This window comes from Halorarum sp. SLYT50 (assembly GCF_059821265.1).
In genome coordinates this window covers 414788-437124 of sequence record NZ_CM187555.1, presented here as the reverse complement: position 1 = coordinate 437124, position 22337 = coordinate 414788, and the positions used below count along the sequence as shown (strand labels likewise).

At 69.9% G+C, this 22337-nt stretch carries 21 protein-coding genes and 1 tRNA gene; 18 read left to right on the top strand and 4 right to left on the bottom strand.

Annotated features, from left to right (window positions below; genetic code table 11):
• The first annotated feature begins 60 nt into the window (after window positions 1-60).
• The 9 genes from AC6RUA_RS02225 (at window position 61) to AC6RUA_RS02185 (ending at window position 10864) form a co-directional block, all read left to right on the top strand.
• The gene (locus AC6RUA_RS02225; RefSeq protein WP_499814327.1) at window positions 61-1038 is read left to right on the top strand and encodes an aldo/keto reductase; all 978 of its coding nucleotides are present in this window, start codon (window positions 61-63) and stop codon (window positions 1036-1038) included.
• Between the two features lie 138 nt (window positions 1039-1176).
• The gene (locus AC6RUA_RS02220) at window positions 1177-1857 is read left to right on the top strand and encodes a glycosyltransferase (RefSeq protein ID WP_499814326.1); all 681 of its coding nucleotides are present in this window, start codon (window positions 1177-1179) and stop codon (window positions 1855-1857) included.
• A gap of 137 nt (window positions 1858-1994) precedes the next feature.
• Entirely contained in the window at window positions 1995-3068 is a 1074-nt protein-coding gene (locus AC6RUA_RS02215; protein WP_499814325.1) for a Gfo/Idh/MocA family protein, read from the top strand.
• Window positions 3069-3218: 150 nt separating this feature from the next.
• A complete protein-coding gene (locus tag AC6RUA_RS02210; protein ID WP_499814324.1) occupies window positions 3219-4184 on the top strand; it encodes a sugar phosphate isomerase/epimerase family protein in 966 nt (321 codons plus the stop codon).
• A 12-nt stretch (window positions 4185-4196) separates the two neighbouring features.
• Window positions 4197-5351 carry a Gfo/Idh/MocA family protein gene (locus tag AC6RUA_RS02205; protein ID WP_499814323.1) on the top strand — a complete coding sequence of 385 codons (1155 nt, stop codon included), beginning with the start codon at window positions 4197-4199 and terminating at the stop codon, window positions 5349-5351.
• Between the two features lie 80 nt (window positions 5352-5431).
• Complete coding sequence (locus tag AC6RUA_RS02200) at window positions 5432-6940, top strand: NADH-ubiquinone oxidoreductase-F iron-sulfur binding region domain-containing protein (RefSeq protein ID WP_499814322.1); 1509 nt, start codon at window positions 5432-5434, stop codon at window positions 6938-6940.
• Window positions 6937-10215, top strand: a complete 3279-nt coding sequence (gene fdhF, locus AC6RUA_RS02195; protein WP_499814321.1) for a formate dehydrogenase subunit alpha — start codon at window positions 6937-6939, stop codon at window positions 10213-10215. Before AC6RUA_RS02200 ends, fdhF begins: the two co-directional genes overlap by 4 nt.
• A 174-nt stretch (window positions 10216-10389) precedes the next feature.
• Window positions 10390-10737 (top strand): hypothetical protein, encoded by a 348-nt coding sequence (locus AC6RUA_RS02190; RefSeq protein WP_499814320.1) that lies wholly within the window; start codon window positions 10390-10392, stop codon window positions 10735-10737.
• A complete protein-coding gene (locus tag AC6RUA_RS02185) occupies window positions 10730-10864 on the top strand; it encodes a hypothetical protein (protein WP_499814319.1) in 135 nt (44 codons plus the stop codon). The genes AC6RUA_RS02190 and AC6RUA_RS02185 overlap by 8 nt, the downstream gene beginning before the upstream one ends.
• 165 nt (window positions 10865-11029) lie before the next feature.
• Here the strand turns inward: AC6RUA_RS02185 and AC6RUA_RS02180 are convergent, their stop codons facing one another.
• Window positions 11030-11884, bottom strand: a complete 855-nt coding sequence (locus AC6RUA_RS02180; RefSeq protein ID WP_499814318.1) for an eIF2B alpha/beta/delta subunit family protein — start codon at window positions 11882-11884, stop codon at window positions 11030-11032.
• A 148-nt stretch (window positions 11885-12032) separates the two neighbouring features.
• On the opposite strand from AC6RUA_RS02180, the gene priS reads away from it, so the two are divergent.
• From priS to bcp, 3 genes are all read left to right on the top strand, one after another.
• Entirely contained in the window at window positions 12033-13211 is a 1179-nt protein-coding gene (gene priS / locus AC6RUA_RS02175; RefSeq protein WP_499814317.1) for a DNA primase small subunit PriS, read from the top strand.
• Window positions 13212-14019: 808 nt separating this feature from the next.
• Window positions 14020-14304, top strand: coding sequence for a DNA replication complex subunit Gins51 (locus tag AC6RUA_RS02170; protein WP_499814316.1), 285 nt, complete (start codon window positions 14020-14022; stop codon window positions 14302-14304).
• A 69-nt stretch (window positions 14305-14373) separates the two neighbouring features.
• Entirely contained in the window at window positions 14374-14841 is a 468-nt protein-coding gene (bcp, locus tag AC6RUA_RS02165; RefSeq protein ID WP_499814315.1) for a thioredoxin-dependent thiol peroxidase, read from the top strand.
• 85 nt (window positions 14842-14926) lie between these two features.
• Here the strand turns inward: bcp and idsA3 are convergent, their stop codons facing one another.
• Both idsA3 and AC6RUA_RS02155 read right to left on the bottom strand, forming a co-directional pair.
• Window positions 14927-15973 (bottom strand): geranylfarnesyl diphosphate synthase, encoded by a 1047-nt coding sequence (gene idsA3, locus AC6RUA_RS02160; protein ID WP_499814314.1) that lies wholly within the window; start codon window positions 15971-15973, stop codon window positions 14927-14929.
• Window positions 15974-15976: 3 nt separating this feature from the next.
• On the bottom strand, window positions 15977-17329 hold the full coding sequence (locus tag AC6RUA_RS02155) for an RNase J family beta-CASP ribonuclease (protein WP_499814313.1): 1353 nt from the start codon (window positions 17327-17329) through the stop codon (window positions 15977-15979).
• A 375-nt stretch (window positions 17330-17704) separates the two neighbouring features.
• Here AC6RUA_RS02155 and AC6RUA_RS02150 point away from each other — a divergent pair, with 375 nt between their 5' ends.
• The 3 genes from AC6RUA_RS02150 (at window position 17705) to purF (ending at window position 19797) form a co-directional block, all read left to right on the top strand.
• Complete coding sequence (locus AC6RUA_RS02150) at window positions 17705-17920, top strand: LSM domain-containing protein (RefSeq protein WP_499814312.1); 216 nt, start codon at window positions 17705-17707, stop codon at window positions 17918-17920.
• A complete protein-coding gene (locus AC6RUA_RS02145; protein WP_499814311.1) occupies window positions 17917-18093 on the top strand; it encodes a 50S ribosomal protein L37e in 177 nt (58 codons plus the stop codon). Before AC6RUA_RS02150 ends, AC6RUA_RS02145 begins: the two co-directional genes overlap by 4 nt.
• A 165-nt stretch (window positions 18094-18258) precedes the next feature.
• Window positions 18259-19797: an amidophosphoribosyltransferase gene (gene purF, locus AC6RUA_RS02140; RefSeq protein WP_499814310.1), complete on the top strand. Its 1539-nt coding sequence runs from the start codon at window positions 18259-18261 to the stop codon at window positions 19795-19797.
• Window positions 19798-19869: 72 nt separating this feature from the next.
• Here the strand turns inward: purF and AC6RUA_RS02135 are convergent, their stop codons facing one another.
• Window positions 19870-20175, bottom strand: a complete 306-nt coding sequence (locus AC6RUA_RS02135; RefSeq protein ID WP_499814309.1) for a hypothetical protein — start codon at window positions 20173-20175, stop codon at window positions 19870-19872.
• 197 nt (window positions 20176-20372) lie between these two features.
• Here AC6RUA_RS02135 and AC6RUA_RS02130 point away from each other — a divergent pair, with 197 nt between their 5' ends.
• The 3 genes from AC6RUA_RS02130 to AC6RUA_RS02120 all read left to right on the top strand — a co-directional run bounded on the left by AC6RUA_RS02130 (window position 20373) and on the right by AC6RUA_RS02120 (window position 22276).
• Window positions 20373-21005 (top strand): hypothetical protein, encoded by a 633-nt coding sequence (locus tag AC6RUA_RS02130; protein WP_499814308.1) that lies wholly within the window; start codon window positions 20373-20375, stop codon window positions 21003-21005.
• A gap of 101 nt (window positions 21006-21106) precedes the next feature.
• A tRNA-Leu gene (locus AC6RUA_RS02125) sits at window positions 21107-21191 on the top strand.
• A gap of 161 nt (window positions 21192-21352) precedes the next feature.
• A complete protein-coding gene (locus tag AC6RUA_RS02120) occupies window positions 21353-22276 on the top strand; it encodes an acetamidase/formamidase family protein (RefSeq protein ID WP_499814307.1) in 924 nt (307 codons plus the stop codon).
• Window positions 22277-22337: the final 61 nt, after the last annotated feature.

The following is a 22337-nucleotide window of genomic DNA, read 5'->3' as shown; positions in this document are numbered from 1 at the left end:
TGACGGCCGCCCGCCCCCGCCTCCCGCACGCTTATGCGCCGGCCGGGCGATGCAATGCCGATGACCGAGATGGAGTACACCAAACTGGGGAGCACCGGACTAGACGTCTCGCGGCTCTGTCTGGGCTGTATGAACTTCGGCTCCGGCCAGCCGTGGATGATAGCCGACGAGGACGAGAGCGTCGACCTCATCCACGAGGCGCTGGACGCCGGCGTGAACTTCCTCGACACGGCGAACGTCTACTCGACGGGGGAGTCCGAGGACATCGTCGGCACCGCCATCGACTCGGCGACCCGCGACGAACTCGTTGTCGCCACCAAGGTGTACGGCGACATGCGCGACGGACCGAACGGCTCCGGGCTCTCGCGAAAGCACGTCGTCGACCAGTGCGAGGCGAGTCTGGACAGGCTGGGAACCGACTACGTCGACCTCTACCAGATTCACCGCTGGGACGACGAGACGCCCATCGAGGAGACGCTCGCGGCGCTGGACTACCTCGTCGAGTCGGGTCGCGTCCGCTACATCGGCGCGTCCACGATGACGGCCTACCAGTTCACGAAGGCGCTGTACACGAGCGACGTCGAGGGCTACTCGCGGTTCGCCTGCATGCAGCCAGAGTACTCCGCCGTCGCGCGCCACGAGGAACCGAACCTCCTCGAAGTCTGCGAGGAGGAGGGAGTCGGCGTCATCCCGTGGTCGCCGCTCGCGGGGGGCTTTCTCACCGGGAAGTACGAGCGCGAGAGCGACCCCGAGGAGGGGACCCGCGGGGCCGCCTCCGAGTCGGTGCGGTCGTACTTCACCGAGGAGAACTGGGCGGTCCTCGACGCCGTCCGGGCCGTCGCCGACGAGGAGGACGCCACCCCCGCGCAGGTCGCGCTCGCGTGGCTGCTCCACCGCGACCCGGTGACGGCTCCCATCATCGGTCCCCGGACGAGCGAGCACCTCCACGAGAACCTCGCTGCGCTCGACGTGTCGCTCTCCGCCCAGCAGGTCGAGCGCATCGCCGACGCGAAGACGCCCCGGTATCCGAAGGCGTGAGCGGAGCGGTCCGCGTCGCTCGCGTCGGACGGCGTCGTCGGCCCTCGGTCGCTCGTCGGCGGCCCGAACTCGTCACCGGTACTGGACCGCCCCGCGGGCAAGAGTGATGTCCTCGACGGACGTGGGGTCGACCGACCGATGAGCGACCCGGACGTCTCGATACTGACGGCCACGTACGAGTCCGCGGCGTTCGTCGAGCGCGCGCTCGAGAGCGTCCGCCGGCAGACCGTCGACCACTCGCGCATCGAGCACGTGGTCGTCGACGACGGCTCGACGGACGAGACGGTCGACGTCGTGCGCGGGTTCGACGCGCCGTACCTCCGTCTCGTGGAGACCGAGCACAGCGGGCAGTGGAACACGTTGAACCGGGGAATCGAGGAGGCGAGCGGCGAGTACCTCGTCGTCCTCGACTCGGACGACGAGTTCCTCCCGGAACTGGTCGACCGACTGGCGGGCGTCCTCGACGAGTCGCCCGACGCCGACTTCGCGTACAGCGACTACTACGAGCAGTCGACCGACGGCGAGCGAGTCGTCGTCGACACGGGCGCCGACGTGATGCACACCGTCACCAACGGTATCGTACACCGGGCGGACCACCTCGAGCGGTTCGGGGGGTTCGACCCGGAGATGTACCACGCGGAGTACGACCTGCTGTTGAACTACCTCGACGCGGGCCTCGACGGCTACCACGTTCCCGAACCGCTGTTCGTCTACCGCCGGCGGGCCGAGAGCGTGACGGGCGACGACGAGGCGGTGAGCGCGGGGCTGGCGGAACTACGGGAGCGCCACGGCGAGGACGTCGAGGTACGCGACTACTGACCGAGAGCGGGCCGAGGCCGGCGAGCGGACTGTCTACCGTCCGACGAGTAGCGTAGAGAAGGACAATACCTATACCGCCACCTTCACGACTCGCTTATAATGGATACCCCACCGAGAGCACCGAGGGAGGGAGGAGTGTGAGCCGCTCGGCGTACGGCGACGTGCGAGTCGGGGTGGTCGGTCTCGGCGGCATCGGCCACCACCACGCCGACCGGTTGGCGGACATCGGGGCCGACATCGTCGGCGGCATGGACGTCGCGCCGGAGGCCAGGGACCGGTTCGCGCAGACGTACGGCGTCCGGGCGTTCGAGGACGAACAGGAACTGTACGACCAGGTCGACGCGGTGTTCATCACGACGCCGAACCGCTTCCACGAGGAGTACGCCGTCTCGGCGCTGGAGGCGGGACTGGACGTCCTCCTGGAGAAACCGCTCGCGCACACGCTGGAGTCGGCCGAACACATCGCCGCCGCCGCCGCGGACGCCGCCGGCTTCTGCATGGTCGGGTTCAACAACCGCTTCTCCGCGCCGGTCGAGGTCATCAAACACTACCAGGACGAGGGACGGTTCGGCGAGACGAGCCACGTCGAGGCGAACTACATCCGCCGGCGGGGCGTCCCCGGCCGGGGGTCGTGGTTCACCACCGAGTCCGTCTCGGGCGGGGGCGCGCTCATCGACATCGGCGTCCACGCCATCGACCTGGCGCTCCACTTCCTCGACTTCCCGCCGGTGGTCGAGGTGTCCGGCGTCGCGCGCTCGGAGTTCGGCTGGCGCGAGGACTACACCTACATCGACATGTGGGGGAGCGACTCGGGGGCGGAGGACTTCGACGTGGACGACTCCGTCTCGGCGTTCTTCCGCACGGCCGACGGCCACACCGTCTCGCTCGAGGCAGCGTGGGCGACGAACCGGCCCACCAACAACGAGTTCTTCGTCCGCGGGACGAACGCGGGCGCCCGGTTCGACCGCGAGACGGGGGAGCTGACGCTGTTCGAGACCGGTATCGGCGGCGGTCCCCACCTCTCGGACACCGACATCGAGACGGGGTCGGTCGACACCCACCGCGCCGAACTGGTGACGTTCCTGCAGGCGGTGTCGGAGGGCCAGCGCCCCGCCCGGAACACCGTCGAACAGGGACTGCAGGTCCAGCGGGTCATCGACGGCATCTACCGGTCGAGCGAGACCGGGCGGTCGGTCCGACTCGACGAGTAGTCTCGGGGACGCGCTACTTCTCGACGCGTCGAACCCGGCCGGCCAGAGCGAGACCGACCAGTTGGTCGAGACTGACCGAAAGCGACCGGGGGTGACCGAGTGGCTACCGGTGCGGGAACATTTATTCGCCACCCACTGCACGGCCCTCGTATGGACATCGGAGTGTTGACCGTCCCACTCAGCGACCAGTCACGCGAAGAGGCGTTCGAGTACCTCTCGGGAATCGGCGTCGACGCCGTCGAACTCGGCGTCGGTGGCTTCCCCGGAGAGACCCACGTCGACCGCGAGGAACTCCTCGCGAGCGAGGACGCCCGATCGGACCTCGAGGCGGACTTAGCGGAGTACGACCTCCGGGTGAGCGCGCTCGCGACGCACAACAACCCGCTCCACCCCGACGAGGACGAGGCGGCCGAGGCGGACCGCGAACTCCGCGAGGCCATCGAACTCGCGGACCACCTCGGCGTCGACGCCGTCACCGGCTTCTCGGGGCTCCCCGCGGGCGGCCCCAACGACGAGGTGCCCAACTGGGTGACCGCGCCGTGGCCGAACGTCCACAGCGAGGCCCACGAGTACCAGTGGGGGGTCGCCGAGGAGTACTGGAGCGACCTGGCGGCGCACGCCGAGGACCACGGCGTGAACGTCGGCATCGAGATGCACCCGAACATGCTCGTCTACGAGCCCCACGGGATGGCGAGGCTCAACGAACTGACGAACGAGCGCATCGGCGCGAACTTCGACCCCTCGCACCTCTACTGGCAGGGTATCGACGTGACGGAGGCCATCCGGTTCCTCGGGGAACGGGACCTCATCCACCACGTCCACGCCAAGGACACCCGGGTGTACGAGGCGCAGGCCCGCGAGAAGGGCGTGCTCGACACGAAGCCGTACACCGAGGAGGCGGACCGCTCGTGGCTGTTCCGCTCGGTCGGCTACGGTCACGGCGAGGAGCACTGGAAGGACGTGGTGTCGACGCTTCGGATGGTCGGCTACGACGACGTGCTCTCCATCGAACACGAGGACTCGCTCACCTCCTCGAGGGAGGGGATGGAGAAGGCCGTCGACGTGTTGCAGCGCGCCACGTTCGAGACGACGCCGGACGAGGCCCACTGGGTGTGAGGTGAGCGGAACATGACCGACACACACCTCGACGTCGGCGTCCTCGGCTACCGATTCATGGGGAAGGCCCACTCGAACGCGCTCGCGCGCCTCCCGATGTTCTTCCCCGACGCCCCGGAGGTGACCCGGCACACGCTCGTCGGGCGCGACGAGTCCGCGCTCGCGGACGCCGCCGAGGAGTTGGGCTTCGAACACACGGCGACAGACTGGCGCGGCGTGGTCGACGAGGTGGACGTCTTCTACAACCTCGGCCCGAACCACGTCCACCCGGAGCCGTCCATCGCGGCGCTCGAAGCCGACACGCCCGTGCTGTCGGAGAAGCCGCTCGCGCCGACGCTCGAGGAGGCCGAGCGGATGCGCGACGCCGCCGCCGGCACGGACGCCGTGGCGGCGTGCGCGTTCAACTACCGCTTCGTCCCGGCCATCCGCTACGCGAAGGGGCTCATCGACGACGGCGAACTCGGCGACGTCCGGCAGGTCCGGGGGAGCTACCTCCAGGACTGGCTCGCCGACCCTACCGCGCCGTGGTCGTGGCGGAACGACGAGGAGATGGCGGGGTCGGGCGCGCTCGGCGACCTGGGCGCACACACCGTCGACCTCGCGCGGTTCCTCGTGAGCGACCGGGCGGGCGAGGCGAGCCGCGTCTCTGGACACCTGCAGACGTTCACCGAGGAGCGCCCCGTGAGCGAGGGGGGCGACGCGCTCGACTCCGCCGGCAGCGACTCCGTCGAGACGCGGGCGGTCACCGTCGACGACGCCTACTCGGCGCAGGTCGAGTACGACAACGGCGCGATGGGCACCTTCGAGGCGTCGCGGGTGACCGAGGGTCACAAGAACGACCACACCATCGCCGTCCACGGCACGGAGGGGTCGCTGAAGTTCTCGCTCGAACGGCTGAACGAACTGGAGGTGCTGACGGGCGACGCGCGCGGCTACGAGACGGTGCTCGTCACCGACGCCTCCGACCCGTACGTCGACCACTGGTGGCCGCCGGGGCACGTCCTCGGCTGGGAGCACACGTTCATTCACGAGAACTACGAGTTCCTCTCGGCGGTCGCCGAGGGCGACCAGTTCTCGCCGTCGTTCGCGGACGCCTACGAGGTCCAGCGGGTCCTCGACGCGGTGGAGCGCTCGGACGACGCCGGCGAGTGGGTGTCGCTCGACTGACGCCGTCGCCGGCGCGTCCGGACGTCCGGTGCGGCCGCCCGAACCGAACGTTTTTGCGCGACTCTATCGAGTAGTGGCGCATGTCACCCGACGCGGCGACCGGCGACCCGACGGTCCGGGTCGCGTTCGACGACGCCGACGGACGGGCGCTCCTCGACGCCGCCCGCACGGCCGCGGAGACGGTCGACGTGCGCGAGACGGGGTCGCCCGGAACGAGAGCGCTCCCGCTCGTCGCCGCGACGCGCGGCGGACGGACCGCGCTGTTCGAGTCGACCGACGCCGACACCGCGGTCCGCGTCGTGGAAGCGCTCGACGCGGGCGAGTTCCCGACGGACGGCACGACGAGCGTGTCCGACCACGACCCGGCGACTGGCGACGTCCCGCTCCCCGACGACGGGCGGGCGGGCGTCCGGCGCGTCCTCGCCGGCGCGGGGTGGGTTCGACCGGCGAGCATCGAGGAGTCGCCGCTCCGGGCCGGGGACGCGGACCGCGACCCGCTGGCGGCCGTCGACCGACTCGGCCTCCGCGGCCGCGGGTGGGGCGACGCCCGGCAGGACGACCCGCTCGCGCCGGCGTGGCGCGAGGCGCGCGCGGCCGACGGCGACCCGGTCGTGGTGGTGAACGCGCTCGACCCGGACCCGCGGGCGGACGGCGACCGACTCCTCTGCGGGTCGCTCCCGCTCCGCGTCCTCGACGGCGCGCTCGCGGCCGCCCGCGCCGTGAGCGCCGAGGACGTCGTCGTCGCGCTCCCCGCGGACGGCTCGGTCGTCGCGGGGCGGGTGCGGGCCGCGGCCGACGCCGGAGTCGACGAGGCGGACGCGACGGTCGAGGTGACCGCCGGCCCGGCGCACTACATGGCGGGCGAACACACGGCGGTCCTCGAATCGCTGGAGGGCGCAGACCGAATCGAGGCGCGACGCCGCCCGCCGGACCCGAGCGAACACGGCCTGTTCGAGCGACCGACGCTCGTCCACACGCCGCGGACGCTGGCACAGGTTCGCGCGGCGGTCGTCTCGGCCGACTCGGACGAGGAGGAGGGGTTCGACCCCGACGCCGCAGACCCCGGCACGCGCCTCGTCACGGTCCACGGCGCGACCCGGCGGACGGTCGAACTCCCGACGGACGCGCCGCTCGCGCGCGCGCTCGACCCGGACGAGACCCCGGTGTTCGCCTGCGTCGGCGGACAGTTCGGCGGACTGACCCGCGACCTGGACGTGCCGGCGAGCGCGCCGGCGCTCCGGAGCGCCGGACTCGGGACGAACGGCGCGCTCGAACCGTTCGACGGCGACGGCGCGTGCCCGCTCGCCGTCGCCGGTCGCCGGGTGAAGTTCGCCCGCGAGGAGAACTGCGGGCGGTGCGTCCCGTGTCGCGAGGGGAGCGTGCAGGCGCACGACCTGCTGCGCGCGGTGTACGACGGCGAGTACGACGCGACCCGCCTGCGCGAACTCGCGCGGACGATGCGGGCGACGTCGCTGTGCGGCTTCGGTCGCGACGCCGCCCGGCCGCTGTCGACCGCGCTCGACCGGTTCGAGGCGGACCTGCGCGCGCACGCCGACGGCCACTGTCCCGCGGGGGTGTGTTCGCCGTGAGCGTCGACGACGCCCCCGACGGGCCCGGAGACGCGGTCGACGGGGAGACGCCGCTCCCCCGGGTGCCGGACGTGTCGGACCCGCGGACCAGTACGCCGCTCACGGAGTCGTTCGAACCGGGAACCGCCGCCGACCCGCCCGTCGGCGGGCGCGCGGCGGCGACGGTCACCGTCGACGGCCGCGCGGTAAGCGTCCCCGCGGGGTCGACGCTCCTGGACGCACTGGAGCGCACCGAGCACGAGGGGACGGTCCCGGCGCTCTGCTCGTACGACCGCGAGGGCGACTGTGGGGACGACGTCGGCCCCCGCTCGACGTGCCGGACCTGCACCGTCGAGGCCGACGGCGACCTGGTGCCGGCCTGTTCACACCCCGCCGAGGACGGCGTGACGGTCCGGACCGACGCGGCCGACGCGCGCGAGGCGCGCGAGGTGAACCTCGACCTGGTGCTGTCGGACCACAACCTCCGGTGTACCACCTGCAACCAGAACGGCCGGTGTGAACTCCAGGACGCCGCCATCGAGGCGGGCGTCGAGGAACCCCGGTTCGGCGTGCTCGACGACCGGAGCGAGTACGAACCGCTCGACGAGTCGTCGCCGTTCATCCAGATAGACCGAAACAAGTGTATCACCTGTACGCGCTGCGTCGACGCGTGCAACGACGTACAGGTGTCGGGCGTCCTCCGGGTGGAGGGAACCGGGGAGGACACCGAAATCGGGTTCCAGACCGACGCCGAGACGATGGCGGACTCGACGTGCGTCTCGTGCGGCCACTGTGCGACGGTCTGCCCCACGGGGTCGCTCACCGAGAAGGGACTCGCCGGCGTCGCCACGCTCCCCATCCCGGGGTTCACGCACCGCAACAGCGTCGGGAAGACGCTGGAGTCGGGCGAGTCCGGACGCGAGGGGGATGCGAGCGGGGCAGAGCGCGGGCGCGAAGCCGAGCGCGCTCCCACCGCGCGCCGGGCGGAGCGCGACGGTCTCGCGTCGGCGCTGTCGTGGGCGAAGTCGCGCGCGGGCGACGCCGTCGGGTCGCTCGGCCGCCGCGCGCTCCTGGCGGGCGAACACACCGCCGAGTCGCTCGCCGCGAACGCGATGAAGGAGGGGTGGCTGTTCGACGTCGCCGACCGGGTCTCCGAGCGCCGCCTCCGGGACGTGGAGTTCACCGAGACGACGTGCGGGTTCTGCGCCGTCGGCTGCCGCTTCCAGGTCGCATCGAAGGACGACGACGTGCTCGGGGTCGTCCCCACCGCCGACCCGGCGGCCGCGCCGGCGAACGACTTCTCGACGTGCGTGAAGGGGAAGTTCGGCTACGAGTTCGCCAACAGCGACGACCGCCTGACGACGCCGCTGGTGCGCGGCGCGGACGGCGAACTGCGCGAGGCGTCGTGGGAGGGGGCGCTCTCGCGGGTCGCCGAGGAGTTCGAGCGGGTCCGCGAGGAGACGGGGCCGGACGCGCTGGCGTGTTTCGCCTCCTCGAAGTGCACGAACGAGGAGGACTACCTGATGCAGAAGTTCGCGCGCGCCGTCCTCGGCACCAAGAACGTCGACAACTGCGCCCGCCTCTGTCACTCCTCGACGGTCGCCGCGCTCAAACAGACCGTCGGGTTCGGCGCGATGACGAACCGCATCAACGAGGACGTCGGCGAGGCGGACGCGTACCTCATCACGGGGTCGAACACGACCGAGAGTCACCCCGTGCTGGCGACGCGCATCAAGCGCAACGTCGACGCCGGCGCGGACCTCGTCGTCTTCGACCCGCGGAAGGTGGAGATAGCCGAGCACGCCGACCAGTACGTGCGCACGAACCCGGGGTACGACGTGGCGTGGATAAACGGCCTCGTCCGCTACGTCGTCGCCAACGACCTCCACGACGAGGCGTTCGTCGAGGCGCACACCCGGAACTTCGAGGCGGTCCGCGAGAAGGTGGAGCCGTTCACCCCCGAGGAGGTGGAGCGGCTGGCCGGCGTCGCGCCCGCGGACCTCGCGCGGGCGGCCGAGACCATCGCCACCGCCGACGCCGTCGTCTTCGGGTGGGCGATGGGGCTGACCCAGCACAGCCACGGCACCCAGAACGTCCTCGCGCTCGCCGACCTCGCGCTCGTGACGGGCAACGTCGGCAAGCCCGGCGCGGGGCTGTCGCCGTTCCGCGGGCACAACAACGTCCAGGGGGGCGGCGGCGACATGGGGACGCTCCCCGACAGTCTCCCCGGCTACCGCGACCTCACCGACGAGGCGGTACTCGACGAGTTCGAGGACGCGTGGGGCGTCCGCCCGCCCGACGAGGCGGGCCTGAAGGTGCCCGAGGTGTTCGACGAGGCGCTCGAAGGAAACGTCCGCGGCCTGTTCGTGATGGGCGAGAACCCCGCACTGTCGGAACCGAACGTCTCCCACGCCGAAGAGGCGCTCGACGCGCTCGACTTCCTCGTCGTGCAGGACGTCTTCGAGACGGAGACGACTGCGCACGCGGACGTGGTACTTCCCGCCGCGGCGTTCCCCGAGAAGGACGGCACGTTCACCAACACCGAGCGGCGGGTGCAACTCGTCAACGCCGCGACCGACCCGCCCGGCGAGGCGAGACAGGACTGGGAGATACTGCAGGCCCTCGCGCGGCGGCTCGGCCACGACTGGAACTACCCCGACCCGGCGGCCGTGATGGACGAGATAGCGACGCTCGCGCCCATCTACGGCGGCATCACCCACGACAGGCTCCGCGAGGAGGGCGGCTTGCAGTGGCCCTGCCGGGACGCCGACGACCCGGGGACGCCGTACCTCTACGCCGACGGGTTCGCCTTCGAGGACGGGAGGGCGCGGTTCGTCCCCGCGGACATGGGCGAACCGGGCGAACTCCCCAGCGAGGAGTTCCCCCTCACGCTCACCACCGGTCGGGTGCTGTACCACTGGCACACCGGCACGCTCACCCGGCGCGTCGAGGGAATGTTGGACCACGTCGGCGAGTCGTTCGTCGAGATTCACCCCGAGACGGCCGAGCGCCTCGGCGTGCGCGACGGCGAGTACGTCCGCGTCGCCTCGCCGCGGGGCGAAATCGAGGTGCGTGCGGCGGTGTCGGACCGACCCGGCGTCGGGGTGGTGTTCATCCCGATGCACTTCGCCGTCGGCGCGGCCAACGCGCTCACCGGCGAGCGGTTCGACCCGACGAGCGGCATCCCGGAGTACAAGGTGTCGAGCGTGCGGGTCGAGCCACTGGGCGGGGAGAGCGAGCCACCCGCCGGGGAGGGTGCCTCCGATGTGGTCCATCGCCGGGATAGGGACCCTTAACTCGCGCACGGCGGGGACGTTCCGGCCGGCTGGTGGGACCGAGACTACGTAGAACTCGATACTCCACATAGTGAATCGTTACCAATCGTAAGACGGCCGTTACTCTTCGGGATATCACTTTAGAAATTTTAACCAAACGATAGCTAAGTGTAACCCGACAGAAGAGAGAACTGCATGTTCAGGCGAATGCTCGCGGTGGCACTGGCGGTACTGACTCAGGGGTACCAGGAGAGTCCCCGAGAGAACATCGGCGGTCGGTGGGTCTGTCGGCTGGTTCCGTTCATCGTCGTGATACCCATCATTCGGTGGGTCATCCGCGTCGTAATCCGACTCATCACGCGCTGCTTCCGCATCCCCTTCATCGGCCGGATCTGCGTGATCGTGGGCGTCCAGTTCGTCGTGATAATCTCGTGGGTGATAGTGAGACTGGTTCTCGTGTACTGGCGGTGGGTCTGTAACTGGGTGCCCACGCCCCCGCGGCTAGAGCGAGACCGACCCGACGTGGACCGCGACGATGAGTGAGGCAGGCGAACGGGGCCAGACGAGCGAGAACGACGGGATGTGCGCCCGCTGTCTCGCGGCGCAGGCGTTCCTGTTCGCCCTGCTCGTCGGGTACGGGGTCCGTCGGTACCGCCACCGGCGAGCGTAACCGGGCCGTGCGACCAGGGAGACCGCCGGGCGCGGCGGCGACTCCGGCGCTCCGTGGTCTCACCGTGTCGTGAGCGGCCCAGTCGATTACTTCGTCGGCCCTCTCGCGGACGACGAAGCCTTCGATTCCGAAGGGACGAAACGAGAGGTACGGTGGAGGCGGGACTCAGTCGTCGAACTCGCGGACGCCCTCGTCGGTGACGACCCGGTCGAGGAGGCGCGTCGGCGTCGCGTCGTACGCGGGGTTGTCGACGGTGACGCCCTCCGTCGGTTCGAGAAGCACTTCGCTCCCCGGGCGGTACTCGTTCTCGAACTGGAAGCCGTCGTCGATGAGTTTCGCGCTCGACCCGACGACGACGACGGGCACGTCGAGTTCGTTCGCCGTGGCCGCGATGGGGAACGTGCCGACGCGGTTGTACAGCGTGTCGCCGACGATGCAGTCCATCCCGACGACGACCCGGTCGCAGTCGGCCAGCCAGTAGCCCGCCGCGCCGTCCACCGAGAGGTGGGTGTCGACGCGGTCGAGTTCCGCGAACGCCCGGGCGCACTTCCGGCCGAGGTAACGGGGACGCGCCTCGGTGACGCGCGCGGTCATGTGCTTGCCCGACGCGGCTGCCGACTCGACGGCCTCCAGCACCGTCGAGGAGTAGTCGTGCGTGAGGAACGTCTCGCCGTCCGTGAACGTCTCCGCGGCGTTCGCGGCCGCCTCGCGCTTGCCCGTCACGACGCGCTCGGTCGCCCGGTCGATGGCCTCGTCGAGGCGGTCCTTCGCGTCCGCGACGGTGTCGGCGGTCCCGACGACGGCCTCGCTCACCTCGTGCATCACCTTGTGGAGCGAGGCGTGCGACGGGTTCGCCCGACGGAGCGCGCCGACGTTGTACTCCAGGTCGCGCTCGAACTCGTCGAGGGTGGCGTACTCCCGGTCGATGAGTTCGCGGAGGGCCCGTGCCGCCTTCACCGCGACGACAGACGAGGAGTGCGTCTGCATCTCGCGGATCTCGGCGACCGTCTCGTCTATCATGCTTCGTGAGTGGACGGTTCGGGAAATAGGTGTTCCGGGCGGGAGGTGGGCCGTGGTACCGTCCGACGACGACCAGCCGACCGGCGCGCCGGGGTCGGCGCGCGACGGCAACACTCTTGAGCGAGACGGCGAAACGAACGGAGCGCAAATGAACCGCCGCACGCGCGAGTACCTCAGGGGTCGCTTCGGCGACTACTACCGGAGCGCGACCGTCTCTCCCCCGCCGGCGGCGAACGAGCGCGAGTGGGGCCACATCCCCTTCACCGAGGGGGAGGGAACGACCATGGTCCGCCACCAGTCGCTGCTCGACGTGGCGGGCGGCCCCGGCGACCTCGGCGAGTTCCTCGCGCGCGAGGCCCCCAGCCACGTCTACTTCTCGGCGGCGCGCTACGACGACCCGGGCAACCGGAGCATGAGCGGCAAGGGGTGGCGCTCGGCCGACCTGGTCTTCGACCTCGACGCCGACCACCTCCCCGGCGTCGACGCCGAAGCGGCGTCCTACGGCGAGATGCTCGCGGCGTGCAAAGACGAGTTGTTGAACCTCCTCGACCTGCTCGAGACCGACTTCGGGTTCGGGGGCGAGGACCTCGCCGTGGTCTTCTCGGGCGGGCGCGGCTACCACGTCCACGTCCGCGACCCGGTGGTCAGGGGACTGGATTCGGCGGCCCGCCGGGAGGTGGTGGACTACGTCCGCGCGGTCGACCTGAACTACGACGGCCTCGTCGAGCGGCGGCCGAACGAGCGCGGCACGCTCCAGAAGACGCTCCGCGCGGGGGGCGGGTGGGGCCGGCGCGTCCACGAGGCGCTCGTGGCGTACGCGGACGACCTCCGCGAGATGAGCGAGGCGGACGCGCTCGCGACACTGCAGGAACTCGACGGCGTGGGCGAGAAGACCGCCCGCACCATCCACGGTGTGCTCGAACGCAACCCCGACGGCCTGCGCGAGGGCAACGTGGAACTCGGCCCCGGGGCGGGTACGCTCGTGCGCGCCGTCGCGCGCGAGGTGGTCGCGGCCGACACCGCGCCCATCGACGAACCCGTGACGACGGACCTCCGCCGGCTCATCCGGCTCCCGGGGACCATCCACGGCGGGAGCGGCCTCGTGGTCCGCCCGCTGACGCGCGACGCCGTCGACGGGTTCGACCCGCTCGTGGACGCGATTCCCGACCGCTTCCGGGGAAGTCGAATCGTAGTCGACGTGACCGACCCCGGTCCGGTCGGCGTCGGGGACGACAGGACTAAGGTTCAGGAGGGTGTGCAGTCGGTTCGTGAATACGTCGGCGTGTTCCTGATGGCACGCGGGCGCGCGGAGAAGGCGGCGGAGTGAACGGGGGTCACGAAGATGGACATAGACGAACTGCGCACGGTCCAGTCGAAAGAGCGGAGGAAGGACAGCCTCCAGCACCTGCGCGACTCGTTCTACGAGGACGTCGCCACGTACATCGCCGAGCGGAAGTCCGAACGCGACGACCGCGCGGCGTCCGTCGACAACCCCTTCTCCGACTCGCGCGTCAGGAAGCTCTCCGACGAGATAGAGACCGCCGAGGAGGTGGCCGAGTCGCTGTACGAACGGCGCGTCGGCAAGGTGGTCAAACTCGCCTCCTTCGCCGCGGCCGACGCGCCGGTCGAGACCGAGGGGATGACGACGCAGGAACTCGACCTGTTCGAGGACCTCGTCGCCCGCATCCGGGAGAACAAGGAGGTGGTCCTCGACGTCCTCGCCGACGGACCCGGCACCCCGGCGGCCGACGCCGACCCGTCCGCCGCGGCGGGCGCGAGCGACGGGCCGGCGAACGCCGTCGACGCTGCGAGGGACGAGACGGCACCCGACCCCGTCTCGGACGCAGCCGACGCCGGCGGCGTCCTCGCGGACGCGATGGGCGGAGGGGGAACGGGCGACGACTCGGCGTCGACCGACGGGTCGCCCGCCTCGGCCGACGACTCAGAGCGCGAGGCACCGGCCGGACCGCAGACCGACGCGGCGGACGACCAGCCGATTCCGCCGGACCGACCGCTCGACGACCCGACCGGACCCGCCGAGACTCCGTCGACCGACGCCGACGCGGCGGGATCGCCGGACCGAGGGCGGGACGCGACCGACGAACCCTCGGCAGGGGGCGGAGCGACGACCGACCGTGCGGCGACGAGTGAGACGAACGGGACGGAGGAGGCGACCGGGGGGAGCGAGAGACCAGCACGCCGAAGCCGGAGCGGGAGAGCCGAACGGCTCGGACGCCCCGGATACGGCCGACGCCGGCGGGAACGACGACCGGACCACCGTTCGCATCACCCGCGACGTGGGACAGATACTCGGTGTGGACGAACGGGAGTACGACCTCGAATCCGAGGACGTGGTGTCGCTCCCGGCGGCCAACGCCGGGCCGCTGGTGGACCGGGACGCGGCCGAACCGCTGGAGTAGCCGCGTACTCGGACGGCGCGCTCGTGGGCGACCGCAACCGCTTTTTTCGCCCCCGCCGCAGACGTACCCATGCTCGACACCGGAACCGACGCGCCCGCGTTCGAACTGCCCAACCAGGACGGCGAGACGGTCGCGCTCTCGGCGTTCGAGGGCGAGTACGTCGTCGTCTACTTCTACCCGCGCGCCGACACCCCGGGCTGTACGACCGAGGCGTGCGGCTTCCGCGACGCCATCGAGGAGTTCCGCGAGAAGGGGACGAACGTCGTGGGCGTCAGCGACGACCCGGTCGCGGACCTCGAGGCGTTCGCCGAGAAGTACGACCTCCCGTTCGACCTGCTCTCCGACGAGGACGGGTCGGTCGCGAGCGCGTACGACTCCTACGGCGAGAAGACCGTCTCCGGCAACGAGGTGACCGGCGTCTTCCGGAACACGTACGTGGTCGGTCCGGACGGGACCGTCGTCCGCGCGTACGAGGGCGTCTCGCCCGACGGCCACGCGGACGAACTGCTCGCGGACCTCGACGAGTTGGGGGTCTGACCGCGCCGGTCGGTCGTCGCCGGGAGAGTGACACCGACGTCGGACGGAGAGTACGGAGGATAAGAGCGCGGGAACGAGCGACCGCTCAGTGTCCGCGCGTGACGAGGAAGTCCGCGATGTCCACGAGCAGCGAGCGCGCCTCGTTGTCCGGGAGGACCGCGAGCCGTTCCTTGCTCCGCGCGGCGAGGTCCTCGGCCATCTCGCGGGCGTACTCGATGCTGCCCGCCTCCTCGAGTGCCGCGACGGCCTCGTCGACTTCGGCCTCCGTGGCCTCCGCGGGCGTCGACGCGGTGACGAGCGCGTCCACGTCGACGCCCTGCTGGCGAGCGTGGAGCGTGATGAGCGTCTCCTTCGCCTCCACGAGGTCGGAGCCGCGCTGTTTGCCGAGCGTCTCCGAGGACACCGTCAGATCGAGGACGTCGTCGTGTATCTGGAACGCGCGACCGGACTCGATGCCGTACTGGTAGAGCGCGTCGACCACCTCCCCGTCGGCGTCCATCAGAATCGCCGGGATGGCCGCGCTCGCGCCGTAGAGGACGGCGGTCTTGAGTTCGACCATCTCCAGGTACTCCTCTGGCGTCACGTCGTCGCGGGCCTCGAAGTCGACGTCGAGCGACTGCCCCTCGCAGATGCGGGTGCAGGTGGACGCGAGCGTGTTGACCGCCTCCAGCCCGTTGGCCGGGTCAGCGCCCGTGTCGGAGAGCAGTTCGAACGCCTTGGCGTACAGCGTGTCGCCCGCGAGGATGGCCGTCTCCGTGTCGTACGCCTCGTGGACCGCCGGGACGCCCCGGCGCAGGTCGTCCTCGTCCATGATGTCGTCGTGGATGAGCGTGAACGACTGGATGACCTCGACGCTGACCGCCGCGCGCAGCAGGTCGAACCGCTCCCCGTCGAGCGCGGGGAACGCACGGTAGTCGGCCGACAGCGGCTCGACGTCGGCGAGCGCCTCCCCGGTGAGCAGCGAGACGGTCGGCCGGAGGCGCTTCCCGCCGGCTTCGAGGATGTAGCGGGTCGCCTCGTAGAGCCGCTCGGGTTCGGCCATCGGGAGGTCCTCGTCGATGGCGTCGTTGACCAGTTCGCGCCGCTGACCGACCGCCGAGCGGACGCGCGCCTCCGTCTCCTCGTGCGTCATCTCTCACTCCGTCAGCTGGATCATGTTGCCGTTCTGCGTGACGTGCAGGTCCCGCCCGAGCGCGTACCCCCTGCTCGACGCGAGGTCGACGTACGGCGCGAACCCCTGCATGTCCTGGTGGGCCGGGATGATGTGCTGGGGCTGGAGCGCGTCGAGCATCTGGTAGTGCCCCTCCTCGCGGAGGTGACCCGAGACGTGAATCTCGTCGTAGATGCGCGCGCCCTGCATCTTCAGGAGGCGCTCGGACTGGTAGCGCTGCCCCTCGTTCGTCGGCTCCGGGATGACCCGCGCCGAGAAGATGACCTTGTCGCCGTCGTCCAGTTCGTAGGGAGTCTCGCCGCGGCCCATCCGGGTGAGCATCGCGCGCGGTTCGCCCTGGTGGCCGGTGACGATGGGGAGGTAGTCCTCCTTGCCCTCCTTCATGATGCGCTTGAACGTGCGGTCGACCGACTTGCGGTGGCCGTACATCCCGAGGTCGTCCGGGAAGTCCACGAAGTCGAGCCGTTCGGCGGTGCCGCTGTACTTCTCCATCGACCGGCCGAGCAGCACGGGTTCCCGACCGATGTCCTTGGCGAACTCGACGAGCGAGGAGACGCGCGAGACGTGCGAGGAGAACGTCGTGGCGACGATGCCGCCGTCGTAGTCCTCGACGGACGTGAGCACGTCCTTCAGGTGGCGACGCGCGACCGACTCGGAGGGGGTACGCCCCTTCCGCCCGGCGTTCGTACAGTCCTCGATGTACGCGAGCACGCCGTTCCCTTCCCTCCCTATCTCCCGGAACCGCTCCATGTCGATGGGGTCCTCGAGGACCGGCGAGTGGTCCATCCGCTTGTCCAGCCCGTAGACGACCGCGCCCTCGGGCGTGTGGACGACCGGGTTGATGGCGTCGATGATGGAGTGGGTGACGTGGACGAACTCGAGTTCGACGTTGCCCGTGTCACCGATGGACATCGTCTCGCCCGCCTCCATCTTCACGAGGTCGTTGTCGACGTTGAACTTGTTCTCGCCCTTCACCTGCTGTTTCACCAGTTCGATGGTGAACGGCGTGGCGACGACCGGCGCGTCGTAGCGGTGCGCCAGCTTCGAGATGGCCCCGATGTGGTCGAGGTGGCCGTGCGTCGGCACGATGGCCTGCACGTCGCCCTCGAGGTCGGACATCACGCGGTCGTCCGGGATGGCCCCCATGTCGATGAGGTCCAGGCTGTGCATCTTCTCGGTCTCGACGTTGTCGTGGATGAGGACCTGACTCAGGTTGAGGCCCATGTCAAACACCACGATGTCGTCGCCGGTGCGAACTGCCGTCATCTGGCGGCCGACTTCCTCGTAGCCGCCGATGGTTGCGATTTCGACTTCCATCTGTCTGTATTCGTCTCTGTGTTGCGAGCGTTGGAACCCCGCCCCGCGCCGGTCGCGCGGCGAGCAGGCTCGTATGGAAAGCCCCGAGCACGGGTCGCTGTGGACCCCGGCGTCTTGCAGCGCGTCGGTCCGCAATCCCGCTATCCGCACGACGGCTCGCCGTTCGAACCGGGTGCGGAGTTACCCGCGGGCTCTGTTACCCGAACCAAGACGAGCCGCTCTTAAAACTGTGCGGGTTCCGTGCCCGGCACGTGACCCTCCATCACGGCGTGGTCGGGCCCGGCCCGGAGTTCGCCCGTCGAAGCCGGGCCGGCGAGCGGCGCCGTCACCGCGGAGTCCGGTATATTTAAACCGTGGTCGGCCGACGCCCGGTGTATGAGCGGCCGACCACTCGACGTGCTCGAGGAGGCGCTGGACACGCCCGTCACCGTCCACCTGAAGGACGGGACGGCGCACTTCGGCGTCCTCGCCGGCTACGACCAGCACATGAACGTCGTCCTCGAACCCACCGACGTGGACGAGGCCACGGCGGACGAAGTGCAAGACACAACGATTATCCGTGGCGACAACGTCGTCTCGATAAACGCATGACCGGCGCAGGCACTCCCTCTCAAGGCAAGAAGAACACCACGACGCACGTCAAGTGCCGCCGCTGCGGCGAGAAGTCGTACCACGTCAAGAAGAAGGTCTGCTCGTCGTGTGGCTTCGGCAAGTCGGCGAAGCGACGCGAGTACGAGTGGCAGTCGAAGGCCGGCGACAACTGAGGCCCCCGATTCTCGGCGCGTCCGCTGCACCCGCAGAGCCGACGGTCCACCGCCGAGCCCCGACTCGGCCGGCGGATTGCACGTTCGTGTACAGGCGGCGCGAGCGTACTGGCGCAGTAGGCACGATAACGAGGATTTTTGTGACGTCGGGGCGACCCATCGTCCATGCAGGACGGGGACCGCGGCGACGGCGTGCCGACCTCGGTCACGGAACCGCTCGGTGACGGGGAGGGCGGTGGCGAACGGCCGGCCCGCTCGGGACCGACCGAGAAGTGCGGGGTGGTCGGCGTCTCGCTCGCGGACCGCGCCGCCGCCCGGCCGCTGTACTACTCGCTGTACGCGCTCCAGCACCGCGGGCAGGACTCCGCGGGCATCGTCACCCACGACGGGTTCCAGCAGCACAGCCACGTGGGCATGGGGCTGGTCGGCGACGCGTTCGACGGGTCGACCCTCGACGACCTCAACGGGTCGGCGGGCATCGGGCACGTCCGGTACGCCACGGCCGGCGGCGTGAACGAGCGGTGCGCCCAGCCCTTCTCGGTGTCGTTCAAGTCGGGCGCGCTGGGACTGGCGCACAACGGGAACCTCGTCAACACCGACGAGATACGCGAGCAACTCGGCTCGCTCGGGCACGCGTTCACCACGAACGGGGACACGGAGGTCATCGCGCACGACCTGGCGGGGAACCTCCTCGACGCGGACCTCATCCGCGCGGTGAAGCGGACGATGAGTCGGATGCACGGGTCGTACTCGCTGACGGTGATGCACGACGACACCGTCCTCGGGGTGCGCGACCCGCAGGGGAACCGCCCGCTGTGTCTGGGCGAACTCGACGACGGCTACGTGCTCGCCTCCGAGTCGGCCGCCATCGACACGCTCGACGGCGAACTCGTGCGCGACGTGAGGCCGGGCGAACTCGTCGTGCTCGAACCCGGCGGGTCGGGGTACGACTCCTACCAACTGTTCGAGACCGACCACTCCGCGCACTGTTTCTTCGAACACGTCTACTTCGCCCGCCCCGACTCGGTCGTCGACGGGTCGCTCGTCTACGAGGTGCGACGGAACCTCGGCCGGGCGCTGTGGGAGGAGTCGGGCATCGACACGGACGCGGTGATGCCGGTACCGGACTCGGGACGGGCGTTCGCGTCGGGGTACGCCGACGCCGCCGTCGAGTCCGGGGCGGACGTGGAGTTCGCCGAGGGGCTGATGAAGAACCGCTACGTCGGGCGGACGTTCATCATGCCGACGCAGGACGAACGCGAGCGCGCGGTCCGGCTGAAACTCAACCCCATCAAGTCCACCGTCGAGGGGCGCACGGTCACGCTCATCGACGACTCCATCGTCCGGGGGACGACGTCGACGCAACTGGTCGACCTGCTCCGCGACGCCGGCGCCGAGGAGGTCCACGTCCGCATCGGCGCGCCGGCCATCGTCGCGCCGTGTTATCTGGGTATCGACATGGCGACCCGCGAGGAACTCATCGCCGCTGACCGCTCCGTCGAGGAGGTCTGCGAGGCGGTCGGGGCCGACTCGCTGTCGTACCTCTCCATCGACGCCGTCGCCGACGCCCTCTCGGAGTCGCGTGCCGACCTCTGTCTGGGCTGCGTCACCGGCGAGTACCCGTACGACATCGAGGGCGAGGCCAGCGACCGCGACGTGGAGCGGCCGCCGGTCGAACCGTCGGGCGCGCGAGCCGGCGACTAGACCTGGGCCTCGGCGAGCGACAGGTGAGAGAAGAGTCGCGTTCCGCGCGTCCCGGACGGTGCGAGCGCCGTGTTACGCCGGGGCGTCCTGTCCGACCGCCGCGTCCGACTCCGTCTCGTCGATGAGGTCGAGGAACGGCACCGCGGCGTCGAACGCCGGCCCGCGCGCGACGACGTCCCGCTTCCGGTTCCAAGTGACGAGGTCGGCCTCGACCAGCGACGGGAGCAGGGAGTGACGGAGACGAATGCGTTCGTCCTCCCCCCCGTTCGCCGGTAGTTCCCCCAGTTCGACCGTGGCGGCCGGCCGCTCCGACCGAAGCCGTGTGAGCACCTGGCGTCGCTCCTCGCCCACCAGTGCCCGGATGAGCTCGTCTACCATTCAGGCCGTCTAACCGACGATTTATACATAAAGATGGTTCCTCTATTAGTACACTACTACACACAAAATATACAATTTAGGAATATATTAAATACTAAGTACATACCATAACCAGCCTCGTATGTGCTGTATGAGTACTGATTCGATTCGACGTTCTCGGAAAATCCTTAACAGGCGACGCGGCGTTACCCCGACCAATGCGACGTCGTCGATTCCTGGCAGTAGTCGGCGTGAGCGGTCTCGGGGGCTGTACGGGCGACGAACGCGAGACGCCGACGGCCGGACCCATCCCCGCGCAGTACCGTGCGCAAACGGCGACGGTTAGGACCGCGACCGAGACGCCGACGGCGACGGACCCGGCGACCACCTCCTCCCCGTCCGCGGAGACCGCTTCGCCGACGGAAACACCCTCCCGGACGGAGACGGCCACGGCCGCGCCGGCGGGTCCCGAACTCCTCGACGTCGCTCTGGTCGACGAGTGGGAGGAGGCCGGCGACATCGACGACGAGCGGATGGAGTCACTGCGGCCGGGAGCGCTCGTGGCGGGCGCGGCCCGCTTCTCGATTCCCGTCCACGACGGCTGGGTCCGCGCACGACTCGAAGCGCGGGTCAGTCGGGACGACACGCTGGTCGCCGAGGGGAGCGAACACGTCGAGGTCACCACGGACGAGACGGGCACGGCGGAGTGGGAGACCGCCGTCGACTTCTCCACCGGCCCGTGGCAGCGCGGAACGCACACGCTGGAGGTGCGAGTACAGGACCTGGTGACCGGCCGAACGTCGGAGCCGGCGACGACGACGTTCGAGGTGCTGGCGGCGGCGGGGACGTGACGCCGCCGTGGAAGCCGTCCCCACGGCTTCCCCAGATGGAAAACCCTTTATCCGTCTCGGGAATACGGTGGAGTGCGCACCAATGCGCGCTGATACGCGGTGCGTGGGTAGCCAAGCCAGGCCAACGGCGCAGCGTTGAGGGCGCTGTCCTGTAGAGGTCCGCCGGTTCAAATCCGGTCCCACGCATCCACCCGGATGCAGGTGCTGTGCGCCCCCTCGGGGGCGCTCTACAGACAGCACCCACGCACAACTTCCTTCGGTCGCAACGTCGAACGGCGGTAGCTCCGTCGACGGACCGCCGGCCGGGACGAAGGTATATGCCCGACGGTGGTCGATACCGTGTCCGTATGACGACCCACGAGTTGACCGAGGCCGACCAGGGCGAGTACCACTACACGGTCGGTCCCTACCCGGACCCGGTCCTCGAAATCGACCCCGGCGACACGGTGACCGTCGAGACGCACGACGCGTTCGAGGGCGCCATCGAGACGGAGGACGACCTGCCGAGCGAGGTGCTCGGTGACTACCTCAACCCACAGAACGGTCCCATCCACGTCGCGGGCGCCGAACCGGGCGACGCGCTCGCGGTCACCGTCGAAAGTATCGTCCCTCGGGGGGAACAGCCGCGCGGGACGACGTGTCTCAAGGAGAACTTCGGCGGGTTGACCGGGACCGACCGGACGGCGCTGTTGAACGACCCGCTCCCGGAGATGGTGAAGAAGCTCGAGGTGACGACCGACGGCGTGACGTGGGACGAGGGGGTCGAAATCCCCTACGAACCGTTCGTGGGGACGATCAGCACCGCCCCCGAGTTGAACTCGATCGACGCGCTCACGCCGTTCAAGCACGGCGGGAACATGGACCTCCCGGACGTGCGGCCGGGGAATCGCGTCTACCTCCCCGTCAACACCGAGGGCGCGTACCTCTATCTCGGTGACTGCCACGCCAACCAGGGCGACGGCGAACTCTGCGGGGTGGCCATCGAACACCCGACCGAGACGACGATAACCGTCGACGTGGTCGACGACTGGGAACTGACGTGGCCCCGGGTCGAGAGCGAGGAGTTCATCATGAGCGTCGGGAGCGCCAGGCCGATGGAGGACGCCGCCCGCATCGCCTACCGGGACCTCGTCGACTGGCTGGTCGCGGACCACGGGTTCGACAAGTGGGACGCGTACCTCTTCTTGACGCAGGTCGGTCGCGTTCGCCTCGGGAACATGGTCGACCCGAACTACACCGTCGGGGCGAGCATCGCGAAGGAGTACCTGTAACCGGGGAGGGTCGACTCAAGACCCCCCGGTCCCCTCGACTCCGGCGCCCAGCCGCGCCGTC